This is a genomic window from Thermus sp. (genome assembly GCF_056332225.1).
In genome coordinates, this window is sequence record NZ_JBWGQW010000026.1 from 1 (window position 1) to 18,840 (window position 18,840).

An 18,840-nucleotide genomic window follows, 5' to 3' on the forward strand; every position below is an offset into this window, starting at 1 on the left:
AGTGGTCAGCGAAGCTACCTTGAGGCCTGGGTGTATCTGGGCATGCTACGCTTGTTGGTGAAGCGGCTGGCCAGGGCCGCGTAGCTGGCCGTGGAGAGCTTTTACGACAGCCTCTCAGTTGCCCGGGTCCTTGTGCCAGGAGGGGTTTTCTGGTATAAAGGCCCTTGGGGAGTAGCCGCCCCGTAAAGGGGCCAGCCGGTCGTCAGTACGGGAGGCTTCCCCGGTCGGCTGGGGCGCCTTAGGGCGCATGGCGAGACCACCTGGAAGGGTGGCCTCGAGGCTCTTGCTACTCCCCAGGAAGGAGGAAGAGCATGGACATGCTGGCGTTGGCGCTCATGGGGCTGGTGTTCGTGGCCAGCCTGATCATCCAGGGAGGGTTGCAGGCCACCTTCGCCCGCTATGCCCGGGTGGCCAACAGCCGCGGCCTCACGGGGGCCGAGGTGGCCCGGGCCATCCTGGACGCCCATGGCCTCGCCCAGGTGCGGGTGGAACCCGTGCCCGGGGCCCTCACCGACCACTACGACCCCCACGCCAAGGCGGTGCGGCTTTCCGAGCCCAACTACGCTTCCCCTAGCCTCGCCGCTTTGGCCGTGGCGGCCCACGAGGTGGGGCACGCGGTGCAGGATGCCCAGGGCTACGCCTGGCTCAGGGTGCGGGCGAGCCTCTGGCCGGCGGCGAGCCTCGGGAGCAACCTGGGGCCCATCCTGGTGCTGGCGGGTCTCTTCCTCGGGGCCATCGGCCTCGCCAAGCTCGGCCTCTACCTCTACCTGGCCGTGGCCCTCTTCCAGCTCATCACCCTGCCCGTGGAGTTTGACGCCTCCAGGAGGGCCCTGGAGTTCCTCCGGCGCATGGGCTTCCTGAGCCGCGAGGAGATGGGCCCGGCCCGGCAGGTGCTCACCTGGGCGGCCCTCACTTACGTGGCGGCTTTGGCGAGCTCCTTGGCCACCATCCTCTACTACGCAAGCCTCCTGGGCTTCTTTGGCCGGAGGGAGGAGTAGGTGCCCCTGCTTCTTTGTCCCCACTGCCAGGTGGGCATGAAGGAGGTGGAGCGCCGGGGGGTCCTCATAGACCTCTGCCCGCAGTGCGGGGGGGTGTGGCTGGACCGGGGGGAGCTGGAGAAGCTTTTGGCCGAGGCCCGCGAGGTGGAGCGCTCCTACGAGGAGGAACGGGAGGCCTACTACCGCAAGGAGGGGAAGCCCTACAAGAAGAAAAAGGGCTTTCTGGAGCTCTTTGACTTCTTTGATTAGCCCTTCCTCGGCCCCCTGGCCAGGAGGGGGTAGCGGGAAGACCCCCTGGGGAAGCCCAGGGGGTCCTTGGCCTCGAGGGCTACTCGGCCTTCTGGAGGCGGAGGTACCAGCGGCGGTACTCGGTGTACTCCCCTTTCTTGGCCTCGTCGGCCTTCAGCTCGGGGAGGGTGGCGGGGGGCTTGACGATGCCCGGCTCCCCGGGCCGCCAGTTGGCGGGGGTGTTGAGGCCGGTGCGGTCGGTGAACTGCAGGGCCTGGAGGAAGCGGAGGATCTCGTCAATGTTGCGGCCCGTGGTCAGGGGGTAGTAGAGCATGCCCCGCAGGATCCCCTGGGGGTCAATGATGAAGACCGCCCGCACCGCCGCGGTTTCGCTGGCGGCGGGGTGGATCATGCCGTAGAGCTTGGAGACCCTCATGTCCAGGTCGGCGATGACGGGGAAGGTGATGGAGATGCCCGACATCTCCTCCAGGTCCTTGAGCCAGGCCAGGTGGGCGTAGATGGAGTCTATGGAAAGGCCCACCAGCTGGGCTCCCAGGGCCTCAAACTCCTTCTGCCGTTCGGCGAAGGCCAAAAACTCCGTGGAGCAGACCGGGGTGAAGTCGGCGGGGTGGCTGAAGAGGACCACCCACTTGCCCCTCAGGTCGGAAAGCCTCAGGTCCCCGAGGGTGGTCTTGGCCACGAAGTCGGGAGCGGGTTCGTTCAGGCGGGGTAGGGTGGGTACGGCGGTTTCATCCATACACGGCCTCCTTTCGCTGGCCGGGCCAGCGGGGGAATTATACCTCATCGGGGTATTTAACGCAAGCGCTTCGCATTATCGGTTGTTCCCGGAGCCCCCGAGCCTTCCCCGCTCCTTGCGGGAGCGGAGCTTCTCCAGGTTGGCCTGGGCCACGGCCTCGAGGCTCGCCCCCAGGTCCGTGGCCACCTGGGCCGCGTACCAGAGCACGTCCCCAAGCTCGGCGAGGATGGCTTCCCGCGCCTCCTCGCTGAGTTGCCCCCCGTGGTCCCGCAGGACCTTCTTCACCTTGTTGGCGAGCTCCCCGGCCTCCCCGGCGAGGCCCAGGGCGGGGTAGACCAGGCGGTGGGCCTCGGGGTAGAGGGCGGTCTTCTGGGCCTCTTTCTGGTACTCCTCAAAGCTCATGGACCACCTCCTTGCGGATGGCGTACACCCGGCTCACCCCCCCTTCGGTGGTGACCCCGTAGAGGGCGTGGCAGGCCTCCATGGTCCGCTTCTGGTGGGTCACCAGGAGGAACTGCCGCCCCGAGCGCAAAAAGCGGGCGAAGCGCAGGAGGTTCGCCTCGTCTAAGGCGGCGTCCACCTCGTCCAGAATGGCGATGGGAAGCCCCCCTTGAAGCTCCCCCAGGGCGAAGAGGAAGGCCAGGGCCCCAAGGGTCTTCTCCCCTAGGGAGAGGAGGCGGAGGTCCTGGGTGCGCTTGCCCCGGGGCACGAGGAGAAGCCGAAGCCCCCGGCCTTCCCGCCGGACCTCGGCCTGGGCTCCAAGAAGCCCTTCGGCGTGGGCCCGGAAGGCCTCCTGGAAGCGGTGGAAGCTCTCCTTAAGGCGCTCGGCGTACTCCCTCTCCACCGCCCTGACCTCGGCCTCGAGGCGGAGGAGGGCCTCCGTGGCCTCCTGCACCTCCTTCTCCTTGGCCAGGAGGAGGGGCTTCAGGGCGGCGAGCTCCCTTTCGGCCAGGGCGTTCACCGGGCCCAGGGCCTGCTGGTCCCGTTCGGCCTGGGCGAGCCGCGCCTGGAGGGCCCGGGGGCTTCCCGGGTGGCGTTCCCCGGGGGGAAGCTGGGCGAGCTCCCGGGAAAGCTCCTCCAGGAGGGCTTCCCTCCGGGCCAGGGTGAGGCGGAGGGCCTCCCGCTCCGAAAGCAGGGCGTTCCAGCGGGCGAGGGCCTGGGCCAGGGCCTCCTCGGCCTGGCGCCTTTCCCGGCGCAGGGCCTCGAGGCGGGCCTCCAGGGCCTTGGCCTCCTCCTCCAGGGGGCTTGAGGCCACGAGGCGGCCTTCCAGCTCGGCGAGGCGGGCCCTCACCCGTTTGGCCTCCTCCCTCGCCTCGGCCCAGGCCTCCTTGGCCTCCTTGAGGAGGCGCCAGCGCTCCCAGGCCCCGGCCTGGGCCAGGGCCTCCTCCAGGGCCTTTTTCTCCATGAGGAGCGCCTCGAGCCTTCCCCCCTCCAGGGGCTCCTTCGGGGGCGAGGGGGGCTCGGGGGGCCTGGGAGGTGGGGTCTGGAGGCGGGCCTTGAGGGCCCTCACCTGGGCCCGGGCCTCCTCCAGGGCCTGGGCCTTGGGCAGGGGCTTCAGGGCTTCCTCCAGGGCTTGGGCTTCCTCCTTCAGGCGGCCGAGCTCCCCGTGAAGTTCCTCCAGACGCCCCCGGAGGCGCAGGGCCTCTCCTCCTCCCTTCACCCTCCCCCCGGTGAGGGCCCCGGTGCGCTCCAGGACCTCCCCCTCCAGGGTGACGAGCCTTTCCCTTCCCCCCGCCCTGCGGTAGGCCAGGGCGGCCTCGAGGTCCCGGAAGACCAGGGTGTCCCCCAGGAGGACCCTTAAGACGGCCTCCTCAGGGAGGCCGGGAAGGCGGAGGCGGGCCAGGCGGTAGGCGGGGCCAAGGAGCCCCTCCGCCTCCCGGGGGCGGGGCGGGGGAGGGGGGTCCAGGAGGGTGAGGGGCAAGAAGGTGGCCCGCCCCCCCCGGGCCTTGAGGTGGAGGATGGCCTCCTGGGCCGCCCTTTCGTCTTCGGCGAGAACCCACTGAAGCCTGGGCCCTAAGGCCACCTCCAGGGCGAGCTCCAGCCCCTTCTCTGGCCTTATCAGGTCCGCCACCACCCCTAGGATTCCAGGGAGGCCCCGCACCCGCCGGGGGCCTTCCTGGAGGTCGGCTCCGGAGGCGAGAAGCCCCTCCAGGCGGGAGCGCTCCCGCTCCAGGGCCAGGGCCTGGGCCTGGACCTCGCGAAGCCGGGCCTCCAGCCTGCGCCGCTCTCCCACCGCCTCCTCCAGGGCCCTCAGGGCCTCTTCCCAGCGCTTGAGCTCCCCCTCCAGCCTGGCCCGCTCCTCCAGGGCCTGCTGGTAGGCGAGGAGGCGCTCCTGGTGGCGGGCGAGCTCCAGCTCGTAGCGGCGCCAGGCCTCCTCCAGGCGGCGCTTCTCCGCCAGGAGCCGGGCCTCGGCCTCCTTCAGGGCCTTAAGGCGCCTTTCCGCCTCCTCCCGGGGCAGGGGGGGCGGGGGCGGCGGGGGGCCGGGGTCTTCGGGCGGGGGGCGGTCCAGGGCCTTGAGGACCCGGCCGAGCTCCCTGGCCTCGGCCCTTAGGGCCTCCCTTTCCTTGAGGCCGAGGCGGACCTCCTCCAGGCGCCTTCTCAGGGCTTCCTCCTCCTGGGCCAGGGCCTCCCGCCGGGCCTCGAGGGCCCGCCTCCTCTCTAGGAGCCCCTCCTCCTCCTGGGCCAGGGCCTCTAGGCGGGCTTCGGCCGAGGCCATCTCCTTCTCCGCCTCCTCCTTGCGGGCGAGGAGGAGGCTTCGCCTGAGGCCAAGGACGAGCCCGGCGAGCTCCCGGGCTTTCCGCGCCCGCTCCCCCTCGGCCTCGAGGGCCAAAGCCCTTTCCCTGAGCCCAGAAAGCTCCCTCTCCTTGGCCTCTAGGAGGGCCGTGGCCTCCTCCAGGCGCTCCAGGGCGGCGCGGGCGGCCTCGGCCACGGGGCGGAGCCCCGCGGCCTCCTCCAGGTGGCCGAGAAGGACCTCCTCGGGGGCCTCGAGGAGGGCCCCCACCTCCCCCTGGCCCACGATGGCGTACCCTCCCCGGCCGAGCCCGGTGCCCGCCAGGTGGAGGGCCAGGGCCTTGGCGCTTAAGGGGCGGCCGTTCACCCGGAAGAGGCTCCGCTCCCCCTCAATGCGGCGCTCCACCACCAGGCGCTCGCCCCCTCGGGAAAGCTCCAGGCGCACCTCGGCGAAGCCCGCCGGGGGCCTTCCCTCGGCCCCGTGGAAGAGGAAGGTCTTAAGCTCCTGGCCCCTGAGCTCCTGGGCCCGGGCCCCGGTGGCGAAGCGCAGGGCCTCCACCAGGTTGCTCTTCCCCGAGCCGTTGGGCCCGATGATGCCGGTGATGGGGTCGGGGAAGTCCAAGACCGCGCGCTCGGCGAAGGACTTGAACCCCTGGAGGACGAGGCGGTCTAAGCGCCAGGTTTCCTTCATGGCAGGGCGTAGGGCTGGCTCAGGTCCAGGTGGGCCAGGCCGGGGCTGGGTTTCCCCTCCACCAAGAACCGCACCTCCTTGGCCCCCGGAAAGGAGGCGAGGAGGGTGTAGGCCAGGCTGTAGAGGCGGTAGGCCTCCCCCCCCGCGTCCAGGCCCTGGGCGAAGTCCTGGGGCAGGTCCACCACCAGGGTCTTCCCCACCCGAAAGAGGGCCCTCGGGCGAGGGGCCTTTAGGGCCTCCGCCCAGACCCCTAAGGCCTTGGCCTCCGGGGTTTCCCCGGGGCCGAGCTCCAGGGTCAGGGTTTCCTTGAGGAAGCCCTGGGGGGGGTTGGGGCGGTAGAGGACCAGGGTCAGGGAAGAGGCCTGCTTTTCCTCGGCGGGCAGGGGCAGGATGGGGGCGGAGGGGCCCCCTTGGGCCCGCCAGTAGGCGAGGCTTCCCAGGAGGAAGACCAGAAGCCCGAGGAGGTTCCAGGGGGTCAGGAAGCGCCTCATGGGGCCTCCAGGTACTGGCGGATGCCCTGGGCCACGGCCTGGGCCAGGGTCTTGCGGGCTTCCTCGGTCCTGAGCCGCTCCGCCCCCACCTCCAGGACCACCGCCGCCCCCGGCACGTCGGTGAGGGCGTAGGGGCCCTCGGCCTGGGCCACCACCAGGCCCAAGGTGGAGAAGGCCCGGGCCAGGGCCTCCGCCAGGAGGCGAGGGTCCCCGGCGTAGACCCTGAGGAGGGCGGCCTGCTCCTTGGGGGCGGTTTTCAGGAGGGCCTCGGCGTTCTGGGCCAGGGGGGTGGAGCGGGTCTTGGCCAGGTAGAGGTTGAGGCCGCTTCCCCGGGTCACGTGGAAGGAGACCACCACCGAGGCGGTCCTCGCCTTTTGGAGGCGGGCCTCAAGGGGCAGGGTCTCGTCCCGGGTCCGGGTCAGGCGGCTTCCCGGCAGGCGGGCCGCTACCCGCCGGGCCAGGTCCAGGGTGAGGTCCTTTTCCTGTAGCCCCTCCACCACCAAGCCCGGGTCCGCCCCCCCGTGCCCAGGGTCCAGCAGGACCTGGGGGGTGGGCCTGGGCAGGGCCCCCCACTCCAGGGCCACCTGGCCGCCCCCGGGGTAGTAGAGGCGGTCGGGGGGGGTGTCCAGGGGCAGGAAGAGGCCCAGGGCCTTCTGTTCAAGACCCGGTTCCTCCCCTTGGGCCAGGAGGAAGAGCACCCCGCCCTCCTGCTTGAGGGCGTTGACCTCCCGGGAAAAGCGCAGGAGAATGCGCCTCGAGGTCCTTTCCACTCCCAGGAGCCTGGCCCAGGGGAGGCTCAGGGCCACGCCCACCTGGGCCCGGTACTGGAGCCCCAGGGCCTCTGCCAGGGGCCCCAGGGGGACGTAGACCCCGTCCTCCCGCTTCCAGGCGGCTCCCTTCTTCGCCGCCTCCTTTTCCTGGCCCAGGACGGGGAAGCTTCGGAAGCGGCTTCCCAGGCCCAAGGCCACTCGGTCCTCCCCTCGCCAAAGGGCAAGCCCCAGCCCCCGGGCCAGAAGCCGCGCCTCCCCGTAGGCCACCCCTAGGCCCCCGGGGTAAAGGGCCTCCCCGGCGAGGGTCCCCACCTGCAGGGGCTTGGGCGCTTGGGCCAGGGCCAGGGCCAGGAAGGGCAGGAAGGGCCAAAGCCTCATAGTTCCTCCAGGGCCCGCCTTAGGGCCTGCTTCTTGTCGTCCTCCTTCTTCTGGTAGGCCTTCTTGCCCCGGGCGAGGCCCAAAAGCACCTTGGCGTAGCCCCGCTCGTTGAAGTAGATCTTCAAGGGGACCAGGGTGAGGCCCCTCTGCTCCACCCGGCCCCTTAGCTTATTCAGCTCGTGGCGGTGGAGGAGGAGCTTGCGCTTGCGGCGGGGGTCCACGTTGGCGTAGGAGCCCTTCTCGTAGGGAGCGATGTAGAGGTTTTCCAGGTAGAGCTCCCCGTCCTCAAAGCGGGCAAAGCTTCCCGTGAAGTCCACCTTCCCCGCCCTCAGGGACTTGACCTCGGTCCCTTTGAGAGCGATGCCCGCCTCGTAGGTCTCCAGGATCTCGTACTCGTGCCGCGCGCGGCGGTTCTCCAGCACGGGGGCTATCTTACCACCCCATGCGGGCCCAAGCCCGCATGGGGGCCCCGGCGTTACCAAAGCCGGTAGAGGTCCTCCCGGCGGTGGTGGAGGAGGGGGTACTTCTTGCGGTAGGCCTCGAGGAAGCCCCAGTCGGGCTCGGCGAGGAGGAGGCCTTCCTCCTCCCGCCTCCCCAGGACCCGCCCGTCGGGGGAGATAAAGAGGGTGGGGCTTCCCGTGTCCGCGCGGCTCGCCAGGAAGAGGTAGGCCTGGTTCTCCGCCGCCCGGGCCCGGGCGAGGACTTCCAAGAGCCCGGCGTACGCCCCGGGCCAGGCCGCCCCCAGGAGAAAGCCTGTGGCGCCCTTTAGGGCGTAGGCCCGGAAGAGCTCGGGGAAGTCCAGGTCGTAGCAGAGGGCGAGGCCAAAGCTTTGGCCCCCGAAGGGGAAGAGGACGGGCTTTTCCCCGGGGCGTAGGCCCTCGTCCCCCTCCTCCCCCTCCGCCCGGTAAAGGTGGAGCTTGGCGTAGGTGGGGCCTTGGGGGAAGGCCTGGAGGCGGTTTTCCCCTTCCGCGAGGTGCCCGGCGAGGAGGAGAAGCCCCGCCTCCTCCGCCAGCTCCCCCAGGGCCTCGGAAAGCCCGGGCTCTTCCCGCTTCCCCAGGACGAGCTCAGGGAGGAGGAGAAGCTCTGCCCCCCGGTCTTTGGCCTCTTCGGCCAAGGGGCGGAGGACCTGGAGGAGCTCCCTTAGGCTTTCCCGCCTCCCCAGGTGGGCCAGGGCGAGGCGCATCAGCGGCCCAGGAAGCGCCAGGCGGTGGGAAGGAGGAGGGCGGCGAGGAGGGCCTTCGCCAGGTCCCCGGGAATGAAGGGGAAAAGCCCCATGGCCAAGAGGGCGGAAACGCCCCCGAACTTCCCCGCGCCCATGAGCCAGGCGGCGAGCCAGGGAAGCCCCACCAGGTAGAGGAGGGCGTTCCCCAGGAGCATGGCGAGGAGGGTGCCGAAAAAGCTCCGGTCCAGGCCGAAGCGCTCCACCAAAAGCCCCACGAGCCCCGCCGCCAGGGGGAAGGCCAGGAGGAACCCCCCGGTGGGCCCGAGGATCTTGGCGATCCCGCCCGTCCCCCCGGCGAAGACGGGGAGGCCCATGGCCCCCTCCACCAGGTAGGCGAGGAGGGAGAGGAAGCCCAAGCGGCTTCCCAGGGCCGCCCCCACCAGGAGGACGCCCAGGGTCTGCCCGGTGATGGGCACCGGGCTGAAGGGGAGGGGAAGGGCGGTCTGGGCGGTGAGGGCCACCAGGAGGCTTCCCGCGAAGACCAGGGCCAGGTTGCGGGCCAGGGTGGGCCTAGGCCAGAGGGCTTGGGAAAGGGTGGTTGCCTTCATAGGTACCTCCATGAGGACCGCCTCGAGGCGGTCGTAAACCAACATGCCCCAAAAAGGTTTACGCGTCAACCCCGAAGGGAAGGAGGGGCAAAAACTTATGGGAGAGGCCCTATACTAAGCCCATGGCCTCCCTTTGCCACCGAGGGGCCTAAGGAGGCGAGCTATGAAGGTAGGCATCAACGGATTCGGCAGGATCGGCCGCCAGGTCTTCCGCATCCTCCACGGGCGGGGCGTGGAGGTGGCCCTGGTCAACGACCTCACCGACAACAAGACCCTGGCCCACCTCTTGAAGTACGACTCCGTTTATGGTCGCTTCCCCGGGGAGGTGGGCTACGACGAGGAAAACCTCTATGTGAACGGGAAGGCCATCCGGGCCACGGCCATCAAGGACCCCAAGGAGATCCCCTGGAAGGAGGCCGGGGTGGAGGTGGTGGTGGAGTCCACCGGGGTCTTCACCGAGGCCGAGAAGGCCCGCGCCCACCTCGAGGCCGGGGCCAGGAAGGTCATCATCACCGCTCCCGCCAAAGGGGAGGACATCACCATCGTCCTCGGGGTGAACCACGAGCAGTACGACCCCGCCAGGCACCACATCCTCTCCAACGCCAGCTGCACCACCAACTCCCTCGCCCCCGTGATGAAGGTCCTGGAGGAGGCCTTCGGGGTGGAGAAGGCCCTCATGACCACCGTCCACTCCTACACCAACGACCAGCGCCTCCTGGACCTGCCCCACAAGGACCTGCGCCGGGCCCGGGCGGCGGCGGTCAACATCATCCCCACCACCACGGGCGCGGCCAAGGCCACCGCTTTGGTCCTCCCCTCCCTCAAGGGGCGGTTTGACGGGATGGCCCTCAGGGTCCCCACCCCCACGGGAAGCATCTCCGACATCACCGCCCTCCTCAAGCGGGAGGTGACCGCCGAGGAGGTGAACGCCGCCCTCAAGGCCGCGGCGGAGGGTCCTTTGAAGGGCATCCTGGCCTACACCGAGGACGAGATCGTCCTCCAGGACATCGTCATGGACCCCCACTCCTCCATCGTGGACGGGAAGCTCACCAAGGCCCTCGGCAACCTGGTGAAGGTCTTCGCCTGGTACGACAACGAGTGGGGCTACGCCAACCGGGTGGCCGACCTGGTGGAGCTCGTTCTCAAGAAGGGGGTTTAGATGCGCACCCTCAAGGACCTGGACCCCAGGGGCAAGCGGGTCCTGGTGCGGGTGGACTTCAACGTCCCTATCCAAGACGGAAAGGTCCAGGACGAGACCCGCATCCAGGAAAGCCTCCCCACCCTCCGCTACCTCCTGGAGGGCGGGGCCTCCTTGGTCCTCCTCTCCCACCTGGGCCGCCCCAAGGGGCCTGACCCCAAATACTCCCTGGCCCCCGTGGGCGAGGCCTTGGGGCGGCACCTTCCCGGGGTGCGCTTCGTGCCCCATAGCCCCGGCTCGGAGGAGGCCCAAAAGGCGGTGAGGGACCTCTCCCCGGGGGAGGTGGCCCTTCTGGAGAACGTCCGCTTTGAGCCGGGGGAGGAGAAGAACGACCCCGAGCTTTCCGCCCGCTACGCCAGGCTCGGGGAGGCCTTCGTCCTGGACGCCTTCGGGAGCGCCCACCGGGCCCACGCCAGCGTGGTGGGGGTGGCGAGGCTATTGCCCGCCTACGCCGGCTTCCTCATGGAGCGGGAGGTGCGGGCGCTCACCCGCCTCCTCCAGGACCCCGAGCGCCCCTACGCCGTGGTCTTGGGCGGGGCCAAGGTCTCCGACAAGATCGGGGTCATTGAGAGCCTCCTCCCCCGGATAGACCGCCTTTTGGTGGGCGGGGCCATGGCCTTCACCTTCCTCAAGGCCTTGGGCGGGGAGGTGGGGAGGAGCCTCGTGGAGGAGGACCGGCTGGACCTCGCCCGGGACCTCTTAGGGCGGGCCGAGGCCCTTGGGGTCCGGGTCTACCTCCCCGAGGACGTGGTGGCGGCGGAGCGCATAGAGCCCGGTGTGGACACCCGGGTCTATCCGGCCCGGGCCATCCCCGTGCCCTACATGGGCCTGGACATCGGGCCCAAGACCCAGGAGCTTTTCCGGGAGGCTTTAAGGGGCGTGCGCACCGCCTTCTGGAACGGGCCCATGGGGGTGTTTGAGGTGCCGCCTTTTGACCAGGGGACCCTGGCCGTGGGGCGGGCCCTGGCCGGGCTGGAAGGGGCCTTCACCGTGGTGGGCGGGGGGGACTCGGTGTCGGCGGTGAACCGCCTGGGCCTTAAGGACCGCTTCGGCCACGTGTCCACCGGAGGCGGGGCCAGCCTGGAGTTTTTGGAGAAGGGGACCTTGCCCGGCCTCGAGGTTCTAAAGTAACGCCATCTTGCTACCCCTTCCGACCGCCTCCCTCGGCCTCGCCCTCCCCTAGCCCGCAATCCGTAGGAGGGCGAGGAAGCTCTCAAGCTCCAGGCTTGCCCCGCCCACGAGCCCCCCGTCCACGTTGGGCATGGAGAGGAGGTCGGCGAAGTTCTTGGGGTTCACGCTTCCCCCGTAGAGGATGCGGACCCTTTGGGCGAAGGCCTCCCCGTACCGCTCCGAGAGGGCCTTGCGGATGGCCCGGTGCATGGCCTCGGCGTCCTCGGGGGTGGCGTTCTTCCCGGTGCCGATGGCCCAAACCGGTTCGTAGGCGATGACCAGGCGCTCGGGCGCGCTGGGCTCCACGCCATCCAGGCTCCCGAGAAGCTGTTTCAGGGTATAGGCCTCCGCCTCACCCTTTTCTCGGACCTCCAGGGGTTCGCCGACGCACAGGATGGGAACGATCCCCTCCTCCAGAAGCCTCTTGGCCTTCTCGGCCACCAGGGCGTCCGTTTCCCCGTGGTAGCGCCTCCTCTCCGAGTGGCCCACGATGGCGTAGCGGCAGCCGAGGTCGGAAAGCATCCGGGCTGAGACCTCCCCCGTGTAGGCCCCCTCCCTGTGGGGGGAGACGTCCTGGGCCCCGTAGGCCACCTCCGTGCCCGAGAGCACCTCCTTGGCCGCGGGGAGCATGGGGTAGGCGGGGAGCACCGCCGCCTCCGAATCTAGGGGAGGAAGGAGCCTTTTGAGCTCTGCGAACCAGACCCGGGCCTCGGAAGGGGTCTTGTGCATCTTCCAGTTGCCCGCCACAAGGACGCGCCGCATGGGGACATCTTAACGAAAACCCTCCTTGCGGATGGCCATGGGAACAACTTGGGGAAGGTCCAGGGGCCCACCCTAACCGGCGTGGTAGTCTCAAGGCATGACCCTCGAGGAAGCCCGCAGGCGGGTGAACGAGCTTCGGGACCTCATCCGCTACCACAACTACCGCTACTACGTCCTGGACGACCCCGAGATCTCCGACGCCGAGTACGACCGGCTTCTAAGGGAACTGAAGGAGCTTGAGGACCGCTTCCCCGAGCTCAAAAGCCCCGATTCCCCCACGCTTCAGGTGGGGGCGAGGCCCCTCGAGGCCACCTTCCGCCCCATCCGCCACCCCACCCGGATGTACTCCCTGGACAACGCCTTCACCCTGGAGGAGGTCCGGGCCTTTGAGGAGAGGGTAGAGCGGGCCCTGGGGCGGAAGGGCCCCTTTCCCTACACCGTGGAGCACAAGGTGGACGGGCTTTCCGTGAACCTCTACTACGAGGAGGGGGTCCTGGTCTTTGGGGCCACCCGGGGGGACGGGGAGGTGGGGGAGGAGGTGACCCAGAACCTCCTCACCATCCCCACCATTCCGAGAAGGCTAAAGGGGGTGCCGGACCGCCTCGAGGTCCGGGGCGAGGTCTACATGCCCATAGAGGCCTTCCTCCGGCTCAACGAGGAGCTGGAGGAGCGGGGGGAGAAGGTCTTCAAAAACCCCAGGAACGCGGCCGCAGGCTCCCTAAGGCAGAAGGACCCCCGGATCACCGCCAAGCGGGGCCTCAGGGCCACCTTCTACGCCCTGGGCCTCGGCCTGGAGGAGACGGGCCTCAAGACCCAGTACGAACTCCTCCTCTGGCTTAGGGAGAAGGGCTTCCCCGTGGAGCACGGCTTCACCCGGGCCGTGGGGGCGGAAGGGGTGGAGGCGGTCTACCAGGACTGGCTGAAGAAGCGGCGGGCGCTTCCCTTTGAGGCGGACGGGGTGGTGGTGAAGCTAGACGATCTTCTCCTTTGGCGGGAGCTCGGCTACACCGCCCGCGCCCCCCGCTTCGCCATCGCCTACAAGTTCCCCGCCGAGGAGAAGGAGACGAGGCTTTTGGACGTGGTCTTCCAGGTGGGGCGCACGGGGCGGGTAACCCCGGTGGGGGTCCTGGAGCCCGTCTTCCTGGAGGGGAGTGAGGTCTCCCGGGTCACCCTCCACAACGAGGCCTACATAGAGGAGCTGGACCTCCGCATCGGGGACTGGGTTTTGGTGCACAAGGCGGGCGGAGTCATCCCCGAAGTGCTCAGGGTCCTGAAGGAGAAGAGAACCGGGGAAGAGCGGCCCATAAGGTGGCCCGAAACCTGCCCCGAGTGCGGCCACCCCCTGGTCAAGGAGGGGAAGGTCCACCGCTGCCCGAACCCCTTGTGCCCCGCCAAGCGCTTTGAGGCCATCCGCCACTACGCCTCCCGCAAGGCCATGGACATCCAGGGCCTGGGGGAGAAGCTCATCGAGAAGCTTTTGGAGAAGGGGCTGGTCAAGGACGTGGCCGACCTCTACCGCTTGAGGAAGGAAGACCTGGTGGGCCTGGAACGCATGGGGGAAAAGAGCGCAGAGAACCTCCTCCGCCAGATAGAGGAGAGCAAGGGCCGGGGCCTGGAGCGCCTCCTTTACGCCCTGGGGCTTCCGGGAGTGGGGGAGGTCCTGGCCCGGAACCTGGCGGCCAAGTTCCAGACCATGGACCGCCTCCTTAAGGCCAGCCTGGAGGAGCTTTTGGAGGTGGAGGAGGTGGGGGAGCTCACCGCGAGGGCCATCCTGGAGACCCTCAAGGACCCCGCCTTCCGCGACCTGGTGCGGAGGCTCAAGGAGGCGGGGGTGGCGATGGAGGCCAAGGAGAAGGGGGGCGAAGCCTTAAAGGGCCTCACCTTCGTCATCACCGGGGAGCTTTCCCGGCCCCGGGAGGAGGTGAAGGCCCTCTTAAGGCGCCTTGGGGCCAAGGTGACGGACTCCGTGAGCCGCAAGACGAGCTACCTCGTGGTGGGGGAAAACCCGGGGAGCAAGCTGGAGAAGGCCAGGGCCCTCGGGGTCCCCACCCTGACGGAGGAGGAGCTTTACCGCCTCCTGGAGGCGCGGGCGGGGAGGAAGGTGGAAGAGCTCGTCTAAGGGGCCTCCCCGGGGCCGAAGAGCTTCTCCAGGGCCTCCTTCAGGCGGCTTCCCCCAAGGCCCAAGGAGGCGAGGGCCTTCTCGTAGAGCTCCGGGGTGAGGAGGCCCCTCAAGGCCCTAAGCTCCGTGCGGGAGAGGAGGGCGCCTTCCAGGACGTGCTCCTCAAAGGCGGCCCAGGCCAGGGGGACCCTGGCCTTGACGAGCTCGGCGATGGCCTGGGCGTACTGGCGGATCTCCCACTGGGCCTCGGGGGCGAGGCGGAGCTTGAGGAAGTGGAAGAGGTTGTGCAGGTCCTGCTTCCAGTAGAACTCGGTGTAGAGGTTTAAAGGGAGGACCATCCTCGCCATCTCCCGGGCCACGCCCTTTTGCAGAAGGACCTGGTAGGTCCCGTAGGCTTCCTGTTCCACCTTCCTCAGGAGGGCGAGGGCCTCCTCGTCCAAGAGGGCCCCCTCCGAGCCCTGCTTGTTCCTCGCAGCCTGCCTCCTGAAGGCCTCGGGCTCGTAGAACTCCTCCTTGAGGACGGAGTAGCGCCCCGAGACCTCGTTGACGCTCGCCGTGCGGTGGCGGAACCACTGGCGCACCACGAAAAGAGGGGCCTTGACGTGGAACTTGAACTCCACCATCTCAAAAGGGCTCGTGTGGCGGTGGCGCATGAGGTAGTCGATGAGGGCGGCGTCCTCCCGCACGGTCTTGGTTCCTTCCCCGTAGGAGACCCGGGCCGCCTGGACGATGGCCCGGTCGTCCCCCATCTGGTCCACCAGGCGCACGAAGCCCTTGTCCAGGACGGGGATGGCCCTTCCAGGCTCCATGTTTCCCAGTCTACTTGCCAGGTGCCCCTTTCCCCCTTACCCTTAGGGCATGCGGGCCAGGACCTCTTTCGCCTGCAAGCGGCGCCACTAGGGGCCTCCGAGGGCGATGCGCGAAGTGCGGGCTTGGCCCTTGGGGCTCGGAAGGCTTAGGATAAAAAGGCTTGCGGGCGCTTGGCGCCTTCTTTTGGAGGGATATGCTCACCTTACCCGATTTTCCCCTACCTAACGAGCGGGGCCGCTTTGGACCCTATGGGGGGCGGTACGTGCCGGAGACCTTGATCCCGGCCCTGGAGGAGGTGGAGGCCGCTTACCGGGAGGCCAAGAAGGACCCCGCCTTTTTGGCGGAGCTGGAGCACTACCTGAGGAACTTCGCGGGGAGGCCCACGCCCCTCTACCACGCCAAGCGGCTCTCCGAGCACTGGGGCGGAGCCCAGGTCTACCTCAAGCGGGAGGACCTCCTCCACACCGGGGCCCACAAGATCAACAACACCCTGGGCCAGGCCCTTTTGGCGAAGCGCATGGGCAAGAGGCGGGTCATCGCCGAAACGGGGGCGGGCCAGCACGGGGTGAGCGTGGCCACGGTGGCGGCCCTTTTCGGCATGGAGTGCGTGGTCTACATGGGGGAGGAGGACGTGCGGCGCCAGGCCCTAAACGTCTTCCGCATGAGGCTTCTTGGGGCCGAGGTGCGCCCCGTGGCCGCGGGGAGCCGCACCCTCAAGGACGCCACCAACGAGGCCATCCGCGACTGGATCACCCACGTGCGCACCACCTTTTACATCCTGGGCTCCGTGGTGGGCCCCCACCCCTACCCCATGATGGTGCGGGACTTCCAGAGCGTCATCGGGGAGGAGGTGAAGCGGCAAAGCCAGGAGCTTTTCGGCCGCTACCCCGACGCCCTCATCGCCGCCGTGGGGGGCGGGTCCAACGCCATCGGCCTCTTCGCCCCCTTCGCCTACCTTCCCGAGGGGGAAAGGCCCAGGCTCATCGGGGTGGAGGCGGCCGGAGAAGGGCTTTCCACGGGCAGGCACGCCGCGAGCATCGGGGCGGGGAAGCGGGGGGTTTTGCACGGGAGCTACATGTACCTCCTCTACGACCACGACGGCCAGATCACCCCGGCCCACTCCGTTTCCGCGGGGCTGGACTACCCGGGGGTGGGGCCGGAGCACAGCTACTACGCCGACACCGGCCTCGCCGAGTACGCCAGCGTGACGGACGAGGAGGCCCTGGAGGGATTTAAGCTCTTGGCCAGGCTCGAGGGCATCATCCCCGCCTTGGAGTCCGCCCACGCCATCGCCCACGCCGCCAAGGTGGTGCCGGAGATGGAGAAGGACCAGGTGGTGGTCATCAACCTCTCGGGCCGGGGGGACAAGGACGTCACCGAGGCCATGCGCCTCCTCGGGGGAGAGCTATGACCACGAAGGAGGCCTTCGCCAAGGCCAAGAGGGAGGGAAGGGCCGCCCTCATCCCCTACCTCACCGCGGGGTTTCCCAGCCGGGAGGGCTTTTTAGGGGCGGTGGAGGAGGTCTTGCCCTACGCCGACCTCTTGGAGATCGGCCTGCCCTACTCCGACCCCCTGGGGGACGGCCCCGTGATCCAGCGGGCAAGCGAAACCGCCTTGAGGAAGGGCATGAGCGTCCAGGGGACGCTGGAGCTCGTGCGGGAGGTGCGCGCCCTCACCGAGAAGCCCCTCTTCCTCATGACCTACCTGAACCCGGTTCTCGCCTGGGGGCCCGAGCGCTTCTTCAGCCTCTTCAAGCAGGCGGGAGCCACGGGGGCGATCCTCCCCGACCTCCCTCCCGACGAGGACCCGGCCCTGGTGCGCCTCGCCCAGGAGATCGGCCTGGAAACGGTGTTTCTCCTCGCCCCCACCTCCACGGAGGAGCGCATCGCCGCCGTGGTCCGCTACGCCACCGGTTTCGTCTACGCCGTCTCCGTCACCGGGGTCACGGGGGCGCGGGAAAGGCTTCCCGAGGAGGTCAAGGACCTGGTGCGGCGCATTCGGGCCAAGACCCCCATCCCCATCGCCGTGGGCTTCGGCGTGTCCAACCGGGCCACGGCGGAGCAGGCGGCGGTGGCCGACGGCGTGGTGGTGGGAAGCGCCCTCATCCGGGCCCTCGAGGCGGGCCACCCCCTGGGCCCCATCCTGGAGGAGGTCCGCCAGGGCCTTTACCTGAGGGAGGCCGCCCCCTAGGCCAGGGGCAGTTCCACGGGCTCCGGTTCCTTCAGGATGGCCTCGGGGTCCGGGTAGCGGAGGACGCGGTAGAGGGGGTCGCGCTCCGCGGGCTTGAACCCCGCGTCCACGATGTGGCGCACGATCTCGCGCACCGTGGCGTGGGTGCGCCCGTGCCCCCCCGCCGCCGAGACCACGTTCTCCTCCAGCATGGTGCTCCCGAAGTCGTCGGCCCCGTAGTAGAGGGCGGCCTGGGCCACCTTGAAGCCCAGGGTGGGCCAGGAGGCCTGGAAGTGGGCGAAGTTGTCCAGGGCGAGGCGGGCGATGGCGAGGGTCTTCAGGTACTCGTGGGCCGTGGCCCCGGGGGCCTTGCCCTTGAGGCGGGTGTGCTCCACCTGGAGGGTCCAGAGGGCGAAGGCGGCGAAGCCGTTCTTGTGGCGCTCCAGGGCCCTATCCTGCTGGGCGCGGAGGCCCAGGAGGTGGGCGGTCCTTTCCCTCGGCCCTTCCCCGAAGCCGATGACCATGCTGGCCAGGGTGTAAAGCCCGAGGGCCTGGGCCGCGTCCACGATGCGGTACCAGTCGGCGGTCCGGATGCGGGCGGGGGCGGCCTTAAGCCGCACCGCGTCCACCAGGATCTCCGCCCCCGCCCCCGGCATCCCGTCCAGACCGGCTTCCTTGAGCTTCTCAAGAATGGATTCGGCCCTGAGCCCAGTGAGCCTCTCCAGCCCCAGGATCTCCTCGGGGCTGAAGGCGTCTATGCGCAGGTCGGGGAAGCGCCCCTTGAGGTAGCGGAGGAGGTCCAGGTACCACTCCAGGGGAAGCTCGGGGTTGACCCCGCCCTGCATGAGGATCCGCCTGCCCCCCACCCCGTAGAGCTCCTCCACCTTCCTTGCGATCTCCTCGTAGCTCAGGGTGTAGGCGTCCTTTTGCCTCCTCGTGCGGTAGAAGGCGCAGAAGGCGCAGGCCACGGTGCAGACGTTGGTGTAGTTGATGTTGCGGTCTATGAGGAAGGTCACCACCTCGGGGTCGGTCTTCCTGAGGCGCACCTCGTGGGCGGCGGCGGCGAGCTCGGGGAGGGGCAGGTCAAAAAGGCTTAGGACCTCGGCCTCGGAAAGCCTCTCCCCGGCCACGGCCTTCTCCAGGACGTCCATGTACCCTATCCTACACCCGCGTTTTCCCGGGGGGGGTGGCCTCCGGTAAAATCGGGGCATGGAGCTCAAGCTCATCCCCATTGAGAAGCCCGAAAACCTGAACGTCATCCTGGGCCAGGCCCACTTCATCAAGACGGTGGAGGACCTCCACGAGGCCCTGGTCACGGCCGTGCCCGGCATCAAGTTCGGCCTCGCCTTCTCCGAGGCGAGCGGTAAGCGCCTCGTCCGCCGCTCGGGGACGGACGAGGCCCTGGTGGAGCTTGCCGTGAAGAACCTCCTCAACCTGGCCTCGGGCCACGCCTTCCTCATCGTCTTGGGGGAGGGCTTCTACCCCATCAACGTCCTCCACGCGGTAAAGGCCTGCCCCGAGGTGGTGCGGATCTTCGCCGCCACCGCCAACCCCCTCAAGGTGGTGGTGGCCGAGGAGGGGGAGCAGCGGGCCATCCTCGGGGTCATGGACGGCTTCACGCCCCTGGGCGTGGAGGACGAGGCCGAGGTGGCCTGGCGCAAGGACCTGCTTCGCCGCTTCGGTTACAAGCTATAATGCCCCTCATGGAAGGCACGCTGGCCCCAGACTTCGCTCTCCCCGACCAGGAGGGAAGGGTCCACCGCCTCTCCGACTACCGGGGGCGGTGGGTGGTCCTCTAC

General features: G+C 69.1%; 20 protein-coding genes. 9 read left to right on the forward strand and 11 right to left on the reverse strand.

Annotation, left to right across the window (positions count from 1 at the left end):
- Positions 1-311: 311 nt before the first annotated feature.
- Positions 312-998, forward strand: a complete 687-nt coding sequence (locus AC01Y6_RS06505) for a zinc metallopeptidase (protein WP_428716757.1) — start codon at positions 312-314, stop codon at positions 996-998.
- Positions 999-1,247 carry a TFIIB-type zinc ribbon-containing protein gene (locus tag AC01Y6_RS06510; protein ID WP_347241601.1) on the forward strand — a complete coding sequence of 83 codons (249 nt, stop codon included), beginning with the start codon at positions 999-1,001 and terminating at the stop codon, positions 1,245-1,247.
- 79 nt (positions 1,248-1,326) lie between these two features.
- On the opposite strand, the gene AC01Y6_RS06515 is transcribed toward AC01Y6_RS06510, so the two are convergent.
- The 8 genes from AC01Y6_RS06515 to AC01Y6_RS06550 form a co-directional block, all read right to left on the reverse strand.
- Positions 1,327-1,983, reverse strand: coding sequence for a peroxiredoxin (locus AC01Y6_RS06515; protein WP_347241600.1), 657 nt, complete (start codon positions 1,981-1,983; stop codon positions 1,327-1,329).
- 75 nt (positions 1,984-2,058) lie between these two features.
- Positions 2,059-2,385, reverse strand: coding sequence for a nucleoside triphosphate pyrophosphohydrolase family protein (locus AC01Y6_RS06520; protein ID WP_347241599.1), 327 nt, complete (start codon positions 2,383-2,385; stop codon positions 2,059-2,061).
- Positions 2,375-5,404, reverse strand: coding sequence for an AAA family ATPase (locus tag AC01Y6_RS06525; RefSeq protein WP_476670788.1), 3,030 nt, complete (start codon positions 5,402-5,404; stop codon positions 2,375-2,377). Before AC01Y6_RS06525 ends, AC01Y6_RS06520 begins: the two co-directional genes overlap by 11 nt.
- On the reverse strand, positions 5,401-5,895 hold the full coding sequence (locus AC01Y6_RS06530) for a GerMN domain-containing protein (RefSeq protein WP_428722170.1): 495 nt from the start codon (positions 5,893-5,895) through the stop codon (positions 5,401-5,403). Before AC01Y6_RS06530 ends, AC01Y6_RS06525 begins: the two co-directional genes overlap by 4 nt.
- Entirely contained in the window at positions 5,892-7,043 is a 1,152-nt protein-coding gene (locus AC01Y6_RS06535) for an N-acetylmuramoyl-L-alanine amidase family protein (protein ID WP_476670790.1), read from the reverse strand. Before AC01Y6_RS06535 ends, AC01Y6_RS06530 begins: the two co-directional genes overlap by 4 nt.
- Entirely contained in the window at positions 7,040-7,474 is a 435-nt protein-coding gene (gene smpB, locus AC01Y6_RS06540; protein WP_347241604.1) for an SsrA-binding protein SmpB, read from the reverse strand. Before smpB ends, AC01Y6_RS06535 begins: the two co-directional genes overlap by 4 nt.
- A 44-nt stretch (positions 7,475-7,518) precedes the next feature.
- On the reverse strand, positions 7,519-8,226 hold the full coding sequence (locus AC01Y6_RS06545) for a carbon-nitrogen hydrolase family protein (RefSeq protein WP_476670792.1): 708 nt from the start codon (positions 8,224-8,226) through the stop codon (positions 7,519-7,521).
- Positions 8,226-8,813 (reverse strand): biotin transporter BioY, encoded by a 588-nt coding sequence (locus AC01Y6_RS06550; protein WP_476670802.1) that lies wholly within the window; start codon positions 8,811-8,813, stop codon positions 8,226-8,228. Before AC01Y6_RS06550 ends, AC01Y6_RS06545 begins: the two co-directional genes overlap by 1 nt.
- 163 nt (positions 8,814-8,976) lie before the next feature.
- Between AC01Y6_RS06550 and gap the strand changes: the two genes are divergently transcribed.
- Positions 8,977-9,972, forward strand: coding sequence for a type I glyceraldehyde-3-phosphate dehydrogenase (gene gap / locus AC01Y6_RS06555; protein WP_476670793.1), 996 nt, complete (start codon positions 8,977-8,979; stop codon positions 9,970-9,972).
- Positions 9,973-11,142: a phosphoglycerate kinase gene (locus AC01Y6_RS06560; protein WP_347241593.1), complete on the forward strand. Its 1,170-nt coding sequence runs from the start codon at positions 9,973-9,975 to the stop codon at positions 11,140-11,142.
- A 48-nt stretch (positions 11,143-11,190) separates the two neighbouring features.
- Here AC01Y6_RS06560 and tpiA read toward each other — a convergent pair whose 3' ends face one another.
- Positions 11,191-11,943 carry a triose-phosphate isomerase gene (gene tpiA / locus AC01Y6_RS06565; protein ID WP_428720081.1) on the reverse strand — a complete coding sequence of 251 codons (753 nt, stop codon included), beginning with the start codon at positions 11,941-11,943 and terminating at the stop codon, positions 11,191-11,193.
- Positions 11,944-12,040: 97 nt separating this feature from the next.
- Between tpiA and ligA the strand changes: the two genes are divergently transcribed.
- Complete coding sequence (ligA, locus tag AC01Y6_RS06570; RefSeq protein ID WP_476670794.1) at positions 12,041-14,062, forward strand: NAD-dependent DNA ligase LigA; 2,022 nt, start codon at positions 12,041-12,043, stop codon at positions 14,060-14,062.
- Here the strand turns inward: ligA and thyX are convergent.
- A complete protein-coding gene (thyX, locus tag AC01Y6_RS06575) occupies positions 14,059-14,871 on the reverse strand; it encodes an FAD-dependent thymidylate synthase (RefSeq protein WP_476670796.1) in 813 nt (270 codons plus the stop codon). The two genes, ligA and thyX, sit on opposite strands and share 4 nt — an antisense overlap.
- A 194-nt stretch (positions 14,872-15,065) precedes the next feature.
- Here thyX and trpB point away from each other — a divergent pair, with 194 nt between their 5' ends.
- Positions 15,066-16,283: a tryptophan synthase subunit beta gene (trpB, locus tag AC01Y6_RS06580; protein ID WP_428715998.1), complete on the forward strand. Its 1,218-nt coding sequence runs from the start codon at positions 15,066-15,068 to the stop codon at positions 16,281-16,283.
- Positions 16,280-17,062, forward strand: a complete 783-nt coding sequence (gene trpA / locus AC01Y6_RS06585) for a tryptophan synthase subunit alpha (RefSeq protein ID WP_476670798.1) — start codon at positions 16,280-16,282, stop codon at positions 17,060-17,062. The genes trpB and trpA overlap by 4 nt, the downstream gene beginning before the upstream one ends.
- Here trpA and AC01Y6_RS06590 read toward each other — a convergent pair.
- On the reverse strand, positions 17,059-18,192 hold the full coding sequence (locus AC01Y6_RS06590) for a CofH family radical SAM protein (protein WP_476670800.1): 1,134 nt from the start codon (positions 18,190-18,192) through the stop codon (positions 17,059-17,061). The two genes, trpA and AC01Y6_RS06590, sit on opposite strands and share 4 nt — an antisense overlap.
- 58 nt (positions 18,193-18,250) lie before the next feature.
- On the opposite strand from AC01Y6_RS06590, the gene AC01Y6_RS06595 reads away from it, so the two are divergent.
- Positions 18,251-18,736: an adenosine diphosphatase gene (locus AC01Y6_RS06595; RefSeq protein WP_428720086.1), complete on the forward strand. Its 486-nt coding sequence runs from the start codon at positions 18,251-18,253 to the stop codon at positions 18,734-18,736.
- The coding region (locus AC01Y6_RS06600) for a peroxiredoxin family protein (RefSeq protein ID WP_476670804.1) at positions 18,736-18,840 on the forward strand (105 nt) is incomplete at its 3' end. The genes AC01Y6_RS06595 and AC01Y6_RS06600, both read left to right, overlap by 1 nt.

Excerpts from the sequence above, each read along its gene's own strand:
- AC01Y6_RS06505 (WP_428716757.1), top strand. The coding sequence starts at position 312 with ATGGACATGCTGGCGTTGGCGCTCATGGGGCTGGTGTTCGTGGCCAGC.
- AC01Y6_RS06515 (WP_347241600.1), bottom strand. The coding sequence starts at position 1,983 with ATGGATGAAACCGCCGTACCCACCCTACCCCGCCTGAACGAACCCGCT.
- AC01Y6_RS06520 (WP_347241599.1), bottom strand. The coding sequence starts at position 2,385 with ATGAGCTTTGAGGAGTACCAGAAAGAGGCCCAGAAGACCGCCCTCTAC.
- AC01Y6_RS06525 (WP_476670788.1), bottom strand. The coding sequence starts at position 5,404 with ATGAAGGAAACCTGGCGCTTAGACCGCCTCGTCCTCCAGGGGTTCAAG.
- AC01Y6_RS06530 (WP_428722170.1), bottom strand. The coding sequence starts at position 5,895 with ATGAGGCGCTTCCTGACCCCCTGGAACCTCCTCGGGCTTCTGGTCTTC.
- AC01Y6_RS06535 (WP_476670790.1), bottom strand. The coding sequence starts at position 7,043 with ATGAGGCTTTGGCCCTTCCTGCCCTTCCTGGCCCTGGCCCTGGCCCAA.
- AC01Y6_RS06545 (WP_476670792.1), bottom strand. The coding sequence starts at position 8,226 with ATGCGCCTCGCCCTGGCCCACCTGGGGAGGCGGGAAAGCCTAAGGGAG.
- AC01Y6_RS06550 (WP_476670802.1), bottom strand. The coding sequence starts at position 8,813 with ATGAAGGCAACCACCCTTTCCCAAGCCCTCTGGCCTAGGCCCACCCTG.
- gap (WP_476670793.1), top strand. The coding sequence starts at position 8,977 with ATGAAGGTAGGCATCAACGGATTCGGCAGGATCGGCCGCCAGGTCTTC.
- AC01Y6_RS06560 (WP_347241593.1), top strand. The coding sequence starts at position 9,973 with ATGCGCACCCTCAAGGACCTGGACCCCAGGGGCAAGCGGGTCCTGGTG.
- tpiA (WP_428720081.1), bottom strand. The coding sequence starts at position 11,943 with ATGCGGCGCGTCCTTGTGGCGGGCAACTGGAAGATGCACAAGACCCCT.
- ligA (WP_476670794.1), top strand. The coding sequence starts at position 12,041 with ATGACCCTCGAGGAAGCCCGCAGGCGGGTGAACGAGCTTCGGGACCTC.
- thyX (WP_476670796.1), bottom strand. The coding sequence starts at position 14,871 with ATGGAGCCTGGAAGGGCCATCCCCGTCCTGGACAAGGGCTTCGTGCGC.
- trpB (WP_428715998.1), top strand. The coding sequence starts at position 15,066 with ATGCTCACCTTACCCGATTTTCCCCTACCTAACGAGCGGGGCCGCTTT.
- trpA (WP_476670798.1), top strand. The coding sequence starts at position 16,280 with ATGACCACGAAGGAGGCCTTCGCCAAGGCCAAGAGGGAGGGAAGGGCC.
- AC01Y6_RS06590 (WP_476670800.1), bottom strand. The coding sequence starts at position 18,192 with ATGGACGTCCTGGAGAAGGCCGTGGCCGGGGAGAGGCTTTCCGAGGCC.
- AC01Y6_RS06595 (WP_428720086.1), top strand. The coding sequence starts at position 18,251 with ATGGAGCTCAAGCTCATCCCCATTGAGAAGCCCGAAAACCTGAACGTC.